The sequence below is a fragment of the Clavibacter sp. MX14-G9D genome (genome assembly GCF_032917815.1).
Classification (GTDB): domain Bacteria; phylum Actinomycetota; class Actinomycetes; order Actinomycetales; family Microbacteriaceae; genus Clavibacter; species Clavibacter michiganensis_K.
In genome coordinates this window covers 1-15,723 of record NZ_JAVCVL010000046.1, presented here as the reverse complement: position 1 = coordinate 15,723, position 15,723 = coordinate 1, and the positions used below count along the sequence as shown (strand labels likewise).

Below are 15,723 nucleotides of genomic sequence, written 5' to 3'. Positions count from 1 at the left end.
CGGCCGGACTCGACGCGGCCGATGCCGGGGATCACCGCGGAGCGCAGAGGAGGAGCCTGGCGCTGGCCGCCGCGCGGGCGGGACAGCGGCTCCTCGCGGCGCGCGGGGGGAGCGGCGGCCGGCGGCGCGGATGCGTCGTCGACGGCGTCGTCCCCCTCGTCGTCCCGGGGCACCGACTCGCGCTCGCCCCGTCGGCGTCGCAGCGCCTCGAGGAGGTCGGCGGTCTCGTTGAGCTCCACCTGCGCGACGCGCGCCGGCTGCTGGCTGCCGGCGGGGTGGTTGCCCTGGCGGCCGAGGTGCGACACCGCCGCGCCCTCGTCGCGACGCGGCGCCGACTCCCACGGCTGGGGAGCGGTGTCCTGGGTGGCGGAGGCGGCGGGGTCCGGGAGTCGGAAGGCGCCGCTGTCGAAGCGGGTGACGCCGTCCTCCTGGTGCGTGTCCGCGGCCTCGGGCGGCAGGGCGCGGAGGCGCGGGATGAGCGCACCCCGGATCTCGCCCTGCTGCGACAGCGTGATCGCCTCGTTGTTGGCGGGGGAGAGGGCGTGCTTCTTGGCGTCGTAGGACCAGCGGGCGTCGTGGTCGATCTCCTCGGAGGTGAAGGCCACCTTGACGACCCACCCGCCGAGCTGCTCCTTCCAGCTGCTCCAGCGCACCTCCTGCGCGCCGAGCGACTCGAGCCGCTCCTCGATGACCTGGCCGAAGAGCGTGCCCTGGCCCATCGGGTCCACCTCGATGGCCGTGTGCACGGGGACCTTCATCGCGCTGCGCACCACGTGCTCGCGCTCCGCGACGACGGGCCCCTCGAACTTCCGCACGTACTCCACCGAGGCGCCGGTCTCGCGGGCGACGTCCTCCGCGCTCATGCCCTGGCGGATGAAGGACTGGATGATGCGCGGGGCGGCCTTGCGCGTGGTCGTCCCGGCGTCGGACTGGCGACGCAGCGCCTGCCGGAAGGAGTCGTCCATGACGAGGCGGTGCCGTTCACCGCCCGCGGTCTCGACGACGAGGGCGCCGTCCTCGACTCCGACGATTTTCAGATCCTGCATGGGTTCCACGCCTCTCGCGCTCACTGGACGATTCACGATGCCACGAGTCGGCCTCGGTTCCGGGGAATACGCGTGGCGCGCCGTGACTTGTGTCGGACGAGAGCGCCGGGAGGCGGGATCACGGCCCCCGGGCGCAGGTTGTTAGTGCGCGAACGGTGTACCGTGTGAGTCCGCATCCGCGGCCCGGGCACGGGCCGGTGCTCCGCATCGGAAACAGCCGGTCAGGTGCCTCGCGAGGGGCTCTGGAGCGGTTTGCTATCCGGATGCGATTCATGCAAACTGTGCCCGCCGATTCCGTTCGGCGGTTATTCGAGAAGTGGACAGGAATGGCAACTGATTACGACGCCCCGCGCAAGACGGAGGACGACTCCGACTCGATCGAGGCTCTGAAGGAGCGCGTCCCGGACCGCATGTCCGGGGTCGTGGACGTCGACGATGCCGACAACCCCGGGAGCTTCGACCTCGCCGGCGCCGACCTCTCCGACCTCGAGCTCGAGACGGTCGTGCTCCCGCCCCAGGCCGACGAGTTCACCTGCGTGAGCTGCTTCCTCGTGAAGCACCGTTCGCAGATCGACCACCAGGAGAAGCTCGGCCCCATCTGCCAGGAGTGCGCCGCCTAGAGCGACGCCGGGCGAGAGCCCCGGAGGCCGACCGCCTCCCCGCACGTCATGATCGCCGCGATCCCCGGATCGCGGCGATCAGTCGTTCCGGCGACCGCGTCGAGACGAGCCAGTAGGGAGCGGGGTCGGACGGATCCGTCAGCGGCACCCGCACCACGGGGTCCACCCACCCGCGGATGACGAGGTACGCCCGGGCGTGCAGTCGGACTCCCCGCTCCGCCACCGCCTCCGCGCCGCGGTAGCCCTCCGGCTCGCCGAGCTGCGCGACGTCGATCGACGCGCGTCCGGCGCGCAGCCGCCCGTCGACCACCTCGATCACCGGGCTCGTGAGCACGAGGGCCGCCACGACGCCCGCGTAGAGGACGATCGCGACGACCACGCCGGCGAGGACGCTGATCGGCAGGAACACGAGCAGGCTCGCGGGGATGACGAGGGCGGTGGCGACGAAGAGCCAGGGAGCCGGCCACAGCCGCTCCCTGTAGGGGGACGCTTGCATGCGCCTATTCGATCAGATTCCTGCACTAGCCTCGGACCGTGCCCGATCCCGTCGACGTCCTCATCGCGGGCGACGCCCCGATCCCGGCCCAAGCGCATCCCGGCGACGCCGGCGCGGACCTCACGAGCGCGGAGTCCGTCCGCCTCGAGCCCGGTGAGCGGGCGACCGTCGGCACCGGCGTCTCGATCGCCCTGCCGGACGGGTACGCCGCGTTCGTGCTGCCCCGCAGCGGCCTCGCGGCCCGCCACGGGATCACGATCGTGAACGCCCCCGGCACCGTCGACGCGGGGTACCGCGGCGAGATCCGCGTGACGCTCCTCAACACCGACGCCCGCGCCGCGTACGATGTCGCGGTCGGCGACCGCATCGCGCAGGTCGTCGTCATGCCGGTCAGCCGGGTGCGCTTCGTGCCCGTCGAGAAGCTGCCCGGGAGCCACCGCGGCTCGGGGGGCTTCGGCTCCACGGGCACCGGCGCCCTCCCCGTCCGAGACCCAGGAGACCGAACATGAGCGACGAGAACGCGAACCAGCCGGACGACGCCGCCGTCACCGACGACGCCGCCGACCACGTGCTGGACGCCAAGTCCGCCCCCGACGACCGTGCCGACGAGGGCCCTCTGGACGAGACCGAGGCCAACCCCGTCCGTCCGTACGTCGACCTCGGCGGGATCAAGATCCTGCCGCGCGAGGGGCTGCACCTCCGCCTCGAGGTCGCGGAGGGCACGCAGCAGGTCGTGGCCGTCGGCCTCGACTACGCGGAGTCCAGCCTCCAGGTGCAGCCGTTCGCGGCGCCGCGCTCGAGCGGGCTGTGGCACGAGATCCGCACGACCATCGGCGAGCAGATCCAGCGGCAGGGCGGCACCACGCGCCTCGCCGACGGGCCCTTCGGTCCGGAGCTGCACGCCGTCATCCCCGTCGTGCAGCAGCCCGGCCAGCCCGCGGCGGCCACGCGCGACGCCCGCTTCATCGGGGTCGACGGCCCCCGCTGGTTCCTCCGCGGAGTGATCACCGGCCGTGCCGTCTCCGACCCCGATGCCGCCGCCGCCGTCGAGGACCTGTTCCGCAGCGTCGTGGTGGTGCGCGGGTCCTCTCCGATGCCCCCGCGGGACCTCATCCCGCTGAAGATGCCGGCCGCGCAGGTCGGCACGACCCCCGGCGCCGCTCCCGCCGGTGACACCCCGGCCCCCGTCCTGGGCTCCTGAGCATGTCGGGCGACGGCCCGCTCGAGCGGGATCCCGCGCGGCCCGACGCCGACGGCGTGGCACGGGAGGCGGGATCCCCGACACCCGGGTCCGCGCCCCGGTCCCCTGCTGCGGGCGACGCCCTGGGCGCGAGCATGGCGCAGGCCGCCGAGCGCGCCGGTCTCGGCCAGGCGGCGCGCGGCGAGACGATGACCGCGGCCGCCCTGCTGCAGGCCATGGGCGGCATCCGGGGCGTGCTCGAGGCCATCGTGCCGGGCCTCCTGTTCCTCGTCGCCTTCACCGTCACGCGCGACATCGTGCTCTCGGTCGCGGTGCCGGTCGCCGTCGCGGTCGTCGCCGTCGTGGCCCGGCTCGTGCAGCGCTCCGCCGTGGCGCCCGCCGTCGGCGGCCTCGTCGGCATCGTCATCTCCGCGCTCCTCGCGCTCCGCTCGGGGGAGGGGCGCGACTTCTACGCGCTCGGCCTCTGGACCAACGGCGCCTACTTCGCGGTGCTCCTGGTCTCGGTCGTCGTCGGCTGGCCGCTCGTCGGCGTGGCGGTGGGGTTCCTCATGGGCGACGGGACGGCGTGGCGCGCGGACCGCAGGAAGGCGCGCGCGCTCCGCCTCCTCACCCTCGTCTGGGTCGGCTTCTTCGCGCTGCGGCTCGCGGTGCAGCTCCCGCTCTACCTCGCCGACTCCATCGACGCCCTGGGCGTCGCGCGGCTCGTCATGGGGACGCCGCTGTACGGCGTGCTCCTGGTGCTCTCGTGGCTCTTCGTCCGGGCCGTGTACGCGAAGGCCCCCGCCGCGCCTCCCGCCGGCCCCTCCGCCGCCTGATCCGCCTGACCCGCCCCCGCGCTCGGCGCCGGGCGCGCCCGCGCGCCGGGCGCCGGACCGCCGCGCCCGATGGTAGATTCATCTCGACATCGAGATACATCGATGCCGTCCCCGCCCCGCGTCGGGTGCCCCGTTCAGGGTCGCCTTACTGGACCCGGCCGCGGCGGGCGACCAAGATCGGGTGACGGGCGGAATTCGAGTTCCGCGCCCATCCAGCGAGGGAAGAGGGCCACGTGTCTGCAATCAACAGCTTCGGCGCGAAGGACACACTCCGCGTCGGGGACACCGACTACGAGATCTACCGCATCGACACCGTGGCGGGCCACGAGCGCCTCCCGTTCAGCCTCAAGGTGCTGCTCGAGAACCTGCTCCGCACGGAGGACGGGAAGAACGTCACCGGCAGCCAGATCAGCGCCCTCGGCGACTGGGTGCCCGAGGCCGATCCCGACACCGAGATCCAGTTCACGCCCGCGCGCGTCGTGATGCAGGACTTCACGGGCGTGCCCTGCATCGTCGACCTCGCCACCATGCGCGAGGCCGTCGGCGAGCTGGGCGGCGACCCCACGAAGATCAACCCGCTGGCGCCGGCGGAGCTCGTCATCGACCACTCGGTCATCGCCGACCTCTTCGGCTCCGAGGACGCGCTCGAGCGCAACGTCGACATCGAGTACGAGCGCAACGGCGAGCGGTACCAGTTCCTCCGCTGGGGCCAGACGGCGTTCGAGGACTTCAAGGTCGTCCCGCCGGGGACCGGCATCGTCCACCAGGTCAACATCGAGCACCTCGCCCGCGTCACGATGACGCGCGAGGTGGGCGGCGTCCTGCAGGCCTACCCCGACACCTGCGTCGGCACCGACTCGCACACCACCATGGTCAACGGCCTGGGCGTGCTGGGCTGGGGGGTCGGCGGCATCGAGGCCGAGGCGGCCATGCTCGGCCAGCCCGTCTCCATGCTCATCCCCAAGGTCGTCGGCTTCAAGCTCGCGGGCGAGATCCCCACGGGCGTCACCGCCACCGACGTGGTGCTCACCATCACGCAGATGCTCCGCAAGCACGGCGTCGTCGGCAAGTTCGTCGAGTTCTACGGATCCGGCGTCGGCGCCGTGCCGCTCGCGAACCGCGCCACCATCGGCAACATGAGCCCCGAGTTCGGCTCGACCGCCGCGGTGTTCCCCATCGACGACGTCACGCTCGAGTACCTGCGCCTCACCGGCCGCAGCGAGGAGCAGGTGGCGCTCGTCGAGGCCTACGCCCAGGCCCAGGGCCTCTGGCACGACGCCTCCGTCGAGCCGTCCTTCAGCGAGTACCTGGAGCTCGACCTCTCGACGGTCGTCCCCTCCATCGCCGGCCCGAAGCGCCCCCAGGACCGCATCGAGCTGACCGACGCGAAGTCGCAGTTCGAGCGCGACCTCAACGACTACGCGCAGGTCGACCACGACATCGTGGACCTCGCCTCGGCGATGAGCTTCCCCGCGTCCGACCCCGGGGAGCTGCAGCCCGAGGACGAGCACTCCACGCACGAGCACCACCACGCGTCGCAGAGCCCGGCCTCCGTCACGAAGCCCACGCGCGTCACGCTCGAGGACGGCCGCGACTTCACGCTCGACCACGGCGCCGTCGCCATCGCGGCCATCACGTCGTGCACCAACACGTCGAACCCGTCGGTCATGCTCGCGGCGGGGCTCCTCGCCCGCAACGCCAGCAAGAAGGGGCTGAAGGCCAAGCCGTGGGTCAAGACGACCCTCGCGCCCGGGTCCAAGGTCGTCACCGACTACTACGAGAAGTCCGGCCTCACCACGTACCTCGAGGACCTCGGCTTCTACACGGTCGGCTACGGCTGCACCACCTGCATCGGCAACTCGGGCCCGCTGCTCGACGAGATCTCGACCGCGGTGCAGGACAACGACCTCGCCGTCACGGCCGTCCTCTCCGGCAACCGGAACTTCGAGGGCCGCATCAACCCCGACGTGAAGATGAACTACCTCGCGAGCCCGCCCCTCGTGATCGCGTACGCGCTGGCCGGGTCGATGAACTTCGACTTCGACTCCGACGCGCTCGGCACCGACACCGAGGGCAACGACGTGTTCCTCAAGGACATCTGGCCGGACGCCGACGAGGTCCAGTCGACCATCGACAGCTCGATCGACACCGGCATGTTCACGCACCAGTACGCGGGCGTCTTCGACGGCGACGAGCGCTGGCGCTCGCTCCCGACGCCCACGGGCGCGACGTTCGAGTGGGACGCGGAGTCCACCTACGTGCGGAAGCCCCCGTACTTCGAGGGGCTCACGATGGAGATCACGCCCGTCACCGACATCCAGGGCGCCCGCGTCCTCGCGAAGCTCGGCGACTCGGTCACCACCGACCACATCAGCCCCGCCGGCTCCATCAAGGCGGACAGCCCCGCGGGCCACTACCTCGACGAGCACGGCGTGGGACGCAAGGACTACAACTCCTACGGCTCGCGTCGCGGCAACCACGAGGTCATGATCCGCGGCACGTTCGCGAACATCCGGCTCCGCAACCAGCTGCTCGACGGCGTCGAGGGAGGGTACACGCGCGACTTCACGCAGCCCGACGGCCCGCAGTCCTTCATCTACGACGCGGCGCAGAACTACCAGGCCGCCGGCACCCCGCTCGTCATCCTCGGCGGCAAGGAGTACGGCTCCGGCTCGTCGCGCGACTGGGCGGCGAAGGGCACCAGCCTCCTGGGCGTCAAGGCGGTCATCACCGAGAGCTTCGAGCGCATCCACCGCTCCAACCTCATCGGCATGGGCGTCGTCCCGCTGCAGTTCCCCGCGGGCGAGACCTGGGACACGCTCGGCCTCGACGGCACCGAGGAGATCAGCATCCAGGGGCTCGAGGAGCTGAACCAGGGCACCACGCCCCGCACCGTGCGCGTCGTCGCCGCGCCCACCTCCGACTCGCCCGCGGGCAAGGAGACGGTGGAGTTCGACGCGGTCGTGCGCATCGACACCCCCGGCGAGGCGGACTACTACCGCAACGGCGGGATCCTGCAGTACGTGCTGCGCAGCCTCGTCGCGTAACAGGAGGCTGAGGAGGCCGGGCGGCGACGCCCGGCCTCCTTCGTGCATGCAGGGCCCTGCGTACACTCGATGAGGCGGACGTCGCGACATGGCGTCCGAGGGAAGGCGGTCAGCATGGGAATCCTGGAGACGATCACGGGACCCCGGGACCTCGACCGGCTGAGCCACGAGCAGATGCTCGAGCTCGCGGTGGAGATCCGGCAGTTCCTCGTCGCGGAGGTCTCCAAGACGGGCGGCCATCTCGGGCCGAACCTCGGCGTCGTGGAGACGACGCTCGCGATCCACCGCGTGTTCGACTCCCCGCGCGACCCCATCGTCTTCGACACCGGGCACCAGTCGTACGTCCACAAGCTGCTCACCGGCCGGCAGGACTTCTCCCGGCTCCGCGAGTCCGGCGGGCTGGCCGGGTACCCGCAGCGCGCCGAGTCGGACCACGACATCGTGGAGAGCTCGCACGCGTCGAGCTCGCTGAGCTGGGCGGACGGGATCTCCCGCGCCTTCGGCATCACCGGCCAGACCGACCGCCACGTCGTCGCGGTGGTGGGCGACGGAGCCCTCACCGGCGGCATGACGTGGGAGGCGCTCAACAACATCTCCGACGACAACACGCGGAAGCTGATCATCGTCGTCAACGACAACGGCCGCTCCTACGCGCCGACCATCGGCGGCATGGCGCGGTTCCTCAACACCGTGCGGACGCGGCGCACCTACCGCGGGCTCTACGAGACCAGCCAGCGCGTCTTCGGCGTGTTCGGGGCGCCCGGGGACAGCCTCTACCGCGGTCTGCGGGGCGGCCTGCACGGGTTCCTCACGCGCGTTACGGACAACGAGGCGCTGTACTCGAACCTCGACATCAAGTACCTGGGACCCATCGACGGCCACGACCAGCAGGCCATGGAGGAGGCGCTCCGGCAGGCGCGCGACTACGGCGCCCCCGTCATCGTGCACGCCATCACGGAGAAGGGCCGGGGCTACGAGCCGGCCCGCCGGGACGTCGCCGACCAGTTCCACGCGGTCGGCCAGATCGACCCCGAGACGGGCGAGCCGATCGACCCGTCGCAGGCCGTGAGCTGGACCAGCGTCTTCGCCGACGAGATCCTCGCCCTCGCCGACGAGGACCCGCGCATCGTGGGGATCACCGCGGCGATGCTCCGCCCCGTCGGCCTGCACCGCTTCGCCGAGAAGCACCCGGACCGCGTGCACGACGTCGGCATCGCCGAGCAGCACGCCGTGACGAGCGCCGCCGGCCTCGCGTACGGCGGCCTGCACCCCGTCGTGGCGCTCTACGCCACCTTCGTCAACCGCGCCTTCGACCAGGTGCTCATGGACGTCGCCCTCCACCGCGCGGGCGTGACCTTCGTGCTCGACCGGGCGGGCGTCACCGGACCGGACGGCCCCAGCCACCATGGCATGTGGGACCTGGCGCTGCTGCAGATCGTGCCGCACATCCGTCTCAGCGCGCCGCGCGACGCCACGCGCCTCCGCGAGGAGCTGGGGGAGGCCGTCAAGGTCGACGACGGGCCCACCGTCGTGCGCTTCTCCAAGGGCAGCGTGGGCGACGAGATCGAGGCGGTCCGCCGCCTCGACGACGGCGTGGACGTGCTCCACGAGTCGGACGCGCACGACGTGCTGATCGTCACCGTCGGCCCGATGGCGTCCATGGGCATCGAGGTCGCCGAGCGGCTCGCGGCCCAGGGCATCGGTGCCACGGTCGTCGATCCCCGCTGGGTCGTGCCCGTGCCGCGCAGCGTCGTGGAGCTCGGCGGGACGCACCGCCTCGTGGTGACCATCGAGGACGGGGTAGTCGTCGGCGGCATCGGCACGCGGATCCGCCAGGACCTCCGCGAGGCGGGCATCGACACGGGCGTGACCGAGCTGGGGCTCCCGGACGAGTTCCTCGACCACGGCACGCGGTCGGAGATCCTCGAGCGCGTGGGCCTCACGCCGCAGCACATCGCGCGCGACGTGGTCGCGCAGGTGCTCGGCAGCCGCGTGCCCGCAGCGCGGCCGCTCAAGGCGGACGGGGAGCGCGTCTCCGTGCCCGGTGAGGACGACGAGCAGGCCTGAGGCCCGCCGCGCATCAAGGAGGGCCCGACCGCGATGCGGTCGGGCCCTCCTGGTCGTGCGGGTGCCGCTACGCCACGCCGCGGATGGGCGGGTGGTGGAACGTGTCGCCGACCGCGCGCTCGCTCGCGCCGACGCGGTCCAGGTACGGCGTGAGCCCGCCCATCTGGAACGGGTAGCCCGCCCCGAGGATGAGGCAGAGGTCGATGTCCTCCGCCGCGTGCACGACGTCGTCCTCGAGCATGCGGTGCACCTCGTCGGCGAGGCCCGTCTCGACGCGCGCGCGGATCTCCTCGGCCGTCATCGGCTCGGTGCCGCCCTTCACGATCCGCACGGCCTCCTTGTCGAAGCCCGTCGGGCGCCCCTTGGAGTCGCGCGAGTAGATGCGCCCGAGGTCCGCGAGCCGGTGCAGGTTCGGGCTCTCGAAGAAGCGGTCCGGGAACGCCGCGTGGTGCGTGTCCAGCACGTGCGCCCCGACCTTGAGCCCGACGAGCTCGAGCAGCTCGAACGGCGTCATCGGCAGGCCGAACGGCGCGAGCGAGCGGTCGACCACGTCGAAGGGAGTGCCCGTGTCCACCGCGTGCATGGCCTCGCCGAGGACCTTCGCAAGGATCCGGTTCACGACGAAGCCCGGGGTGTCGCGCGTGATGACCGCGTTCTTCCGGAGCTTCCGCGCGACCTGCATCGCGGTCGACAGCGCCTCGTCGGTGGTCCGCGGCGTCCGCACGACCTCGATGAGCGGCATCACCGCGACCGGGTTGAAGAAGTGGAACCCGACGACGCGCTCCGGGTGCGCGAGGCGCTCGGCGATGCGCTCCACCGACAGGCTCGAGGTGTTCGTGGCGAGGATCGCCGTCTCGGAGACGTGCTGCTCGATCTCCGCGAACACCGCCTGCTTCACGCCCAGCTCCTCGAACACGGCCTCGATGACCCAGTCCGCGTCGGCGAAGTCGGCCTTGTCGGTCGTCCCCGTGACGAGGGCGGTGAGCCGGTTGGCCTCGTCGGGGGAGATGCGCCCCTTCTCGGCGAGCTTGCGGATCTCGCCGTGGATCCCGGCGACGCCCGCGTCCACCCGCGCACGGTCGAGGTCGGTGATGACCACCGGGACCTGCAGGCGGCGCACGAACAGGAGCGCGAACTGCGACGCCATGAGCCCGGCGCCGACGACGCCCACCTTCGTCACGGGACGGGCGAGCTCCTTGTCGGGAGCTCCCGCCGGGCGCTTGGCGCGCTTCTGCACGAGGTCGAACGCGTAGATGCTCGCCCGGAACTGGTCGCCCGAGATGAGGTCGGCGAGGGCCTCGTCCTCCGCGGCGAAGCCCTCCTCGCGGGTGCTGCCCTTCGCCGCCTTCAGGAGGTCGAGCGCACGATACGGCGACTGCGCGACCGTGCCGATGCGCTGCTCGAGGGACTTGCGGGCGATGCCGATGGCGACGTCCCACTTGGCCAGCCTCTCGAGCCGGCCGGGGGCGTTCGGGCGCTTGACCTCGACGGCGCCGGAGATGACGCCGTCGGCCCACCGGATCGACTGCTCCAGGAACGACGCCGACGGGAAGGACGCGTCGGCGATGCCGAGCTCCATGACGTCGGCGGCCTTCAGGGTGCGGTTGTTCTTCAGCGGGTTCTCGATGATCACCTTGAGGGCGTTCTCGATGCCGATGAGGTTGGGGAGCAGCCACGCGCCGCCCCAGCCGGGGATGATGCCGAGGAACACCTCGGGGAGCGCGACGGCCGGCACGGACGCATCGACGGTGCGGTAGTCGGAGTTCAGCCCGATCTCGAGGCCGCCGCCGAGCGCCAGCCCGTTGATGAACGTGAACGACGGCACGCCGAGGCGGTGGAGCCGCCCGAGCGTGTCGTGGCCGAGCTGCGCCATCTGCCGGCCCACCTCGCGGCTCGGGATCTCGCCCACCTTGCTGAGGTCGGCGCCCGCGGCGAGGATGAACGGCTTGCCCGTGATCGCCACCCCGGCGATCTCGCCCCGGGCGGCCCGGGCCGCGAGCACGTCGAGCGCGTCCGCGAGCTCCAGCAGCGTCGCGGGACCCAGGGTCGAGGGCCGCGTGTGGTCGCGCCCGTTGTCGAGCGTGACGAGCGCGAGGACCCCGCCCGAGGGCAACGGCACGTCGCGGACGTGCGAGTGCGTGACGACCTCGTCGGGATCGAGCGCCACGAGCTCCCGGAAGCGGCTGGTGTCGGTCACTTGTTCCTCTTCTTCCTCTTGCCGGTGAAGTGCGGGTTCTCCCAGATGACGCTGCCGCCCTGGCCGAGGCCGACGCACATGGCGGTGAGGCCGTAGCGGACCTCGGGGTGCTGCTCGAACTGGCGCGCGAGCTGGTTCATGAGCCGCACGCCGCTCGAGGCGAGCGGGTGGCCGACGGCGATCGCGCCGCCGTACTCGTTCACGCGCGGGTCGGCGTCGTCGATGCCGAAGTGGTCGAGGAGGCTGAGCACCTGGATGGCGAACGCCTCGTTGAGCTCGAACAGGCCGATGTCGTCGATGGTCAGCCCGGCCTTGCGCAGGGCCTTCTCCGTGCTCGGGACCGGGCCGATGCCCATGATCTCGGGCTCGACGCCGGCGAAGGCGAACGACACCAGGGTCATCTTCGGCGCGAGCCCCAGCTCCTTCACGGCGTCGCCGCTCGCGAGGAGCGCCGCGGTCGCGCCGTCGTTCAGGCCCGACGAGTTGCCGGCCGTCACGCGCCCGTGGGGGCGGAACGGGGTGCGGAGACCGGCCAGGCCCTCGAGCGTCGTCTCGGGGCGCATGGCCTCGTCGCGGGTCGCGAGGCCCCAGCCGTCGTCGTTGCGCGTGGCGACGGGCACGAGGTCCGGCTGGATGTCGCCCGCGGCGTACGCGAGCGCCGTCTTCTGCTGGCTCGCGAGGGCGTACCGGTCCGCGCGCTCGCGGGTGAGCGACGGGAAGCGGTCGTGGATGCGCTCGGCCGTGCGGCCCATGTTGAGGGCGTCCTCGCTCACGAGGCGCTCGGCGAGGAACCGCGGGTTCGGGTCCGCGTCGAAGCCCATGGGGTGGCGGCCCATGTGCTCGACGCCGCCCGCGATGGCGAGGTCGTACGCGCCGAACGCGATCCCGCCGGCGGTGGCCGTGACGCTCGTCATGGCGCCGGCGCACATGCGGTCGATGGCGTAGCCCGGGACGGAGCGGGGGAGACCCGCCAGCAGCGCGGCCGTGCGGCCGAGGGTCAGACCCTGGTCGCCCGTCTGGGTCGTGGCCGCGATGGCGACCTCGTCGATCCGGTCCTTCGGCACCTGCGGGTTCCGTTCCAGCAACCCGATCATGGCCTTGACCACCAGGTCGTCGGCGCGGGTCCGCCAGTACATGCCCTTCTCACCTGCTCGTCCGAACGGGGTGCGGACCCCGTCCACGAAATGGACTTCGGCTCTCTCGACCACTGACGCCTCCTCGCATCGATTTCCCCCACCCTAGGGAGAGGCCGGTGGGGAGCCGAATCCGTTGACTGTTCCTACGAGGCCCCGTCGTCCGTCGCGTCGTCGGCTTGGTCGGCATCGACAAAGGCGGAGGCCACCGCGGCAGCCGTCGCCTCGATCTGCCAGGGCCGCGCGCCCCACGACTCGAGGGCCGTCGCGACGGAGTCGGGAGCGAGGTCGGCGGGCGGCGTCCACGCGACGCGGCGCAGCACCTCGGGCGTCAGCACGTTCTCCTGGGGCACGCCCATCGCGGTCGCGACCTCCTGCACGGCCACGCGGGCGCGCTTCAGGCGCCGGTCGGCCGCGGGGTCCTTGTCGGCCCAGGCCTTCGGCGGCGGCATCGACTCGCCCGTGCCGCGCAGCTGCGGGAACTCGGTCGCGGCGAGGCCCCGCTCGACGGCGGCCCACCAGCGGTCGATCTCGCTCCGGCTCGCGCGGCCCGAGAACTCGCGCACGGCGGCGAGGTCGCGCTTGGACTGCGGCAGGACGCGCGCCACGGCGACGAGGGACCCGTCGGGGACCAGGCGGCCGGGGCTCGTGTCGACCTCGCGCGCGTACGCGTCGCGGGCCTCCCACAGCTCCTTGGCGACGGCGAGGTTGCGGCCCCCGCGGATCCCGTGCAGGCCGCTGAGGCGGCGCCACGGCTCGACCCGGGCGGGCTTCGCCTCCTTGGCGATGGTCGCCTGGAACTCCTGCTCGGCGATGGCCGTCTTGCCCTGCTCCTCGAGGCGGCGCGCGATCTCGTCGCGCACGTCCACGAGCAGCTCCACGTCGAGCGCGGCGTAGACGAGCCAGGCGCGGGGGAGCGGGCGGGTCGACCAGTCGGCCGCCGAGTGCTCCTTCGCCAGGTGGATGCCGAGGAGCTCCTCGACGACCGTGCCGAGGCCGACGCGCGGCAGGCCCAGCAGGCGCGAGGCGAGCTCGGTGTCGAAGATGCGCCGGGGGTCGAGGCCGACCTCCCGGAGGCACGCGAGGTCCTGGCTGGCCGCGTGCAGGACCCACTCGACGTCGCGGATGACCTCGTCGAGCTCGGAGAAGCCGCCGACGGCGGGCGGGTCGAACAGGAACGTGCCCGCCCCGCGGCGGAACACCTGGATGAGGTAGGCCCGCTGGCTGTAGCGGAAGCCGGACGCCCGCTCGGCGTCGACGGCGATGGGACCGGTGCCCTGGGCGATCGCCTCGACGGCGCGCAGGTACTCCTCGCGCGTGTCGATGACCGTGAGGTCGCCGGTGGCCGCCGCCTCGCGCAGCGGCGCGCGGACGTCCGCCGGCGCCGCGGGCTCGGCCGCGGGGGACGGCGTCGGGGGCGTCACCGCCGCGTGCGCGCGGGCGTCGGCGGGTGCCGCCTCCGTCCGCCGCGTGCGGGTCCGCGTCCGGGCGATGACCGCGTCGGTGGCGGTGGATCCCGGGACGTCGGAGAAGAGCGACGCGCCCATGGCCGGACGGCTGAGCCGGGCCGCGGCTGCCGGGGACGCGGGGGTCGCGTCGGGGTCGGGGGTGTCGGACGGGGCGTTCACGTCCGGGTGCGTCGCGCTGATAGCAGTGTCACTCCTTCGCCCGCGGGAGGCAGTCCGGCGAGCATGCACAGTAGTTCCCCCCAGCCTTCCACATGGGCGGTCACGTCGCTGTCCGCCGGGGTCCAGGAGGCCCGGAGCTCGATCTTGGCGCCGCTGCCCTGCCGGGCGAGCTCGCCGTAGCCGGTGGAGATGATGCGCGTCGCCGTGCCCGAGGGCGCGGAGTAGCGGGCACCGCGGGACGCGAGGCCGTCCACGAGCCAGGACCAGGCCACGTCGGCGAGGAACGGGTCGGTCCCCATGTCGGTCTCCAGCGGCGCCTGCGCGAAGCACACGATGCGGAAGGCGCCACCCCACGCGTCCGGCTCCTCCGGGTCGTGCAGCAGGATGAAGCGGCCCGTCCCGAGCTCGGAGTCCGCCGCGTGGCCGGAGGGGGACACGTCGGCGGCCAGCGCCACGGCGTACGGGGCCAGCCCGCCGGCGGGCGAGGGGATCTCGGTGAGCACGAGCTCGGACCGGGTGGTCGCGCGCCGGAGCGCGTCGAGCGCCGCGCGGAACTCGGGTGGATCCTCGGCGCTGTCACGGGTGTCTACCACGTGGGCAGACTACGGTCCGCCGTCGCGGCGGCCGGGAGCCACGCCGGAGGCGCGACCGGCCGCCGATCCCGCCGCGACCAGGGGATCAGCCGCGGGCGACGCTCCAACGGGCGTAGGTGCGGTGGTCGTCGTCCACGAGGAGCTGCGCGAGGCGCATCCGCGCGTCCACGCCGGAGCCGACGGGGACGAGCGGCGTGCGCGGGGTGACGAGCTCCGGGGAGGTGGTCAGGCAGAGCTCGTCCACGCGGCCCGCCGTCAGCAGCGCCGCGGCGAGGGCGGGTCCGCCCTCGCACACCACGCTCGCGAGCCCCAGGCCGCGGAGCGCGTCGACGACGTCGTCGCCCCCGAGCCGGCCGTCCGCCGCGGCGCCGAGGGGCACGGGCACGAGCTCGGCGGGGACGCCCGCGAGCGTCGCGAGGGCCCGATCGCGCGCCTCGGGCGGGCAGAGCACGATCAGCCGGCCGTCGGCGTGCTCGGGGTCGAAGCGGTGGCCGGAGAGGTCGCCGGATGAGGTGGCGACCGCCAGCGGCGTGCGCCGGGGGAGCACGTACCGCTCCGTGCGGACCGTGCCGGCGCCGACGAGGACGACGTCCGCGAGCTCGCGGATGACCCCCAGGATCCGGCGGTCGACGACGCTGCTCAGGCTGTCGGACGACCCGTCGGCGCCGATGACGCTCCCGTCGACGGACGCGACGAAGTTGAGGCGCACGTGCTCGGCGGAGTCCGGCCGGTAGAGGCCCTCGAGCCAGTCCCGGGTGCCCTCGTCGTCGAGCCCGCGCGGATCCGCGTCCCCGCCGGGGCCGGCGACGGGCAGGACCCGCGTGATCCTCACCCGGCGAGCCGCTCGCGCACCTGGCGCTTGACGCGGCCGAGCATCGCG

The 15,723-nt window shown here is 72.9% G+C and carries 13 protein-coding genes; 6 read left to right on the top strand and 7 right to left on the bottom strand.

The annotated features are described in order from the left end of the window. Nucleotides 1-1,046, bottom strand: a 1,046-nt coding sequence (sepH, locus tag Q6969_RS06290; protein ID WP_317229672.1) for a septation protein SepH, incomplete at its 3' end; no start/stop codon positions are given. 326 nt (nucleotides 1,047-1,372) lie between these two features. On the opposite strand from sepH, the gene Q6969_RS06285 reads away from it, so the two are divergent. Beyond that, complete coding sequence (locus tag Q6969_RS06285; RefSeq protein WP_012038342.1) at nucleotides 1,373-1,666, top strand: DUF4193 domain-containing protein; 294 nt, start codon at nucleotides 1,373-1,375, stop codon at nucleotides 1,664-1,666. Between the two features lie 46 nt (nucleotides 1,667-1,712). On the opposite strand, the gene Q6969_RS06280 is transcribed toward Q6969_RS06285, so the two are convergent. Continuing rightward, complete coding sequence (locus Q6969_RS06280) at nucleotides 1,713-2,162, bottom strand: DUF3093 domain-containing protein (protein WP_317229671.1); 450 nt, start codon at nucleotides 2,160-2,162, stop codon at nucleotides 1,713-1,715. A 38-nt stretch (nucleotides 2,163-2,200) separates the two neighbouring features. Here Q6969_RS06280 and dut point away from each other — a divergent pair, with 38 nt between their 5' ends. The 5 genes from dut to dxs all read left to right on the top strand — a co-directional run bounded on the left by dut (nucleotide 2,201) and on the right by dxs (nucleotide 9,292). Then, on the top strand, nucleotides 2,201-2,671 hold the full coding sequence (gene dut / locus Q6969_RS06275; protein WP_317229670.1) for a dUTP diphosphatase: 471 nt from the start codon (nucleotides 2,201-2,203) through the stop codon (nucleotides 2,669-2,671). Beyond that, nucleotides 2,668-3,363, top strand: a complete 696-nt coding sequence (locus Q6969_RS06270; RefSeq protein WP_317229669.1) for a DUF3710 domain-containing protein — start codon at nucleotides 2,668-2,670, stop codon at nucleotides 3,361-3,363. Before dut ends, Q6969_RS06270 begins: the two co-directional genes overlap by 4 nt. A gap of 2 nt (nucleotides 3,364-3,365) precedes the next feature. Beyond that, on the top strand, nucleotides 3,366-4,178 hold the full coding sequence (locus tag Q6969_RS06265) for a DUF3159 domain-containing protein (RefSeq protein WP_317229668.1): 813 nt from the start codon (nucleotides 3,366-3,368) through the stop codon (nucleotides 4,176-4,178). Nucleotides 4,179-4,411: 233 nt separating this feature from the next. After that, nucleotides 4,412-7,225, top strand: a complete 2,814-nt coding sequence (acnA, locus tag Q6969_RS06260; protein WP_317229667.1) for an aconitate hydratase AcnA — start codon at nucleotides 4,412-4,414, stop codon at nucleotides 7,223-7,225. A gap of 114 nt (nucleotides 7,226-7,339) precedes the next feature. Next, complete coding sequence (gene dxs, locus Q6969_RS06255) at nucleotides 7,340-9,292, top strand: 1-deoxy-D-xylulose-5-phosphate synthase (protein ID WP_317229666.1); 1,953 nt, start codon at nucleotides 7,340-7,342, stop codon at nucleotides 9,290-9,292. Nucleotides 9,293-9,359: 67 nt separating this feature from the next. Here the strand turns inward: dxs and Q6969_RS06250 are convergent, their stop codons facing one another. The 5 genes from Q6969_RS06250 to Q6969_RS06230 form a co-directional block, all read right to left on the bottom strand. Further along, nucleotides 9,360-11,489 (bottom strand): 3-hydroxyacyl-CoA dehydrogenase NAD-binding domain-containing protein, encoded by a 2,130-nt coding sequence (locus Q6969_RS06250; RefSeq protein WP_317229665.1) that lies wholly within the window; start codon nucleotides 11,487-11,489, stop codon nucleotides 9,360-9,362. After that, on the bottom strand, nucleotides 11,486-12,697 hold the full coding sequence (locus Q6969_RS06245) for a thiolase family protein (protein WP_317229664.1): 1,212 nt from the start codon (nucleotides 12,695-12,697) through the stop codon (nucleotides 11,486-11,488). The genes Q6969_RS06250 and Q6969_RS06245 overlap by 4 nt, the downstream gene beginning before the upstream one ends. A gap of 71 nt (nucleotides 12,698-12,768) precedes the next feature. Continuing rightward, nucleotides 12,769-14,250 (bottom strand): HRDC domain-containing protein, encoded by a 1,482-nt coding sequence (locus Q6969_RS06240; RefSeq protein ID WP_317229663.1) that lies wholly within the window; start codon nucleotides 14,248-14,250, stop codon nucleotides 12,769-12,771. Continuing rightward, nucleotides 14,247-14,843 carry a DUF3000 domain-containing protein gene (locus tag Q6969_RS06235; protein ID WP_104343067.1) on the bottom strand — a complete coding sequence of 199 codons (597 nt, stop codon included), beginning with the start codon at nucleotides 14,841-14,843 and terminating at the stop codon, nucleotides 14,247-14,249. The genes Q6969_RS06240 and Q6969_RS06235 overlap by 4 nt, the downstream gene beginning before the upstream one ends. An 85-nt stretch (nucleotides 14,844-14,928) precedes the next feature. Then, nucleotides 14,929-15,675 (bottom strand): dihydrofolate reductase family protein, encoded by a 747-nt coding sequence (locus tag Q6969_RS06230; protein ID WP_317229662.1) that lies wholly within the window; start codon nucleotides 15,673-15,675, stop codon nucleotides 14,929-14,931. Nucleotides 15,676-15,723: the final 48 nt, after the last annotated feature.

What these genes read in the sequence shown, in the direction of transcription:
- dxs (WP_317229666.1), top strand. Translation starts at nt 7,340, where the DNA reads ATGGGAATCCTGGAGACGATCACGGGACCCCGGGACCTCGACCGGCTG.
- Q6969_RS06280 (WP_317229671.1), bottom strand. Translation starts at nt 2,162, where the DNA reads ATGCAAGCGTCCCCCTACAGGGAGCGGCTGTGGCCGGCTCCCTGGCTC.
- Q6969_RS06270 (WP_317229669.1), top strand. Translation starts at nt 2,668, where the DNA reads ATGAGCGACGAGAACGCGAACCAGCCGGACGACGCCGCCGTCACCGAC.
- Q6969_RS06285 (WP_012038342.1), top strand. Translation starts at nt 1,373, where the DNA reads ATGGCAACTGATTACGACGCCCCGCGCAAGACGGAGGACGACTCCGAC.
- Q6969_RS06265 (WP_317229668.1), top strand. Translation starts at nt 3,366, where the DNA reads ATGTCGGGCGACGGCCCGCTCGAGCGGGATCCCGCGCGGCCCGACGCC.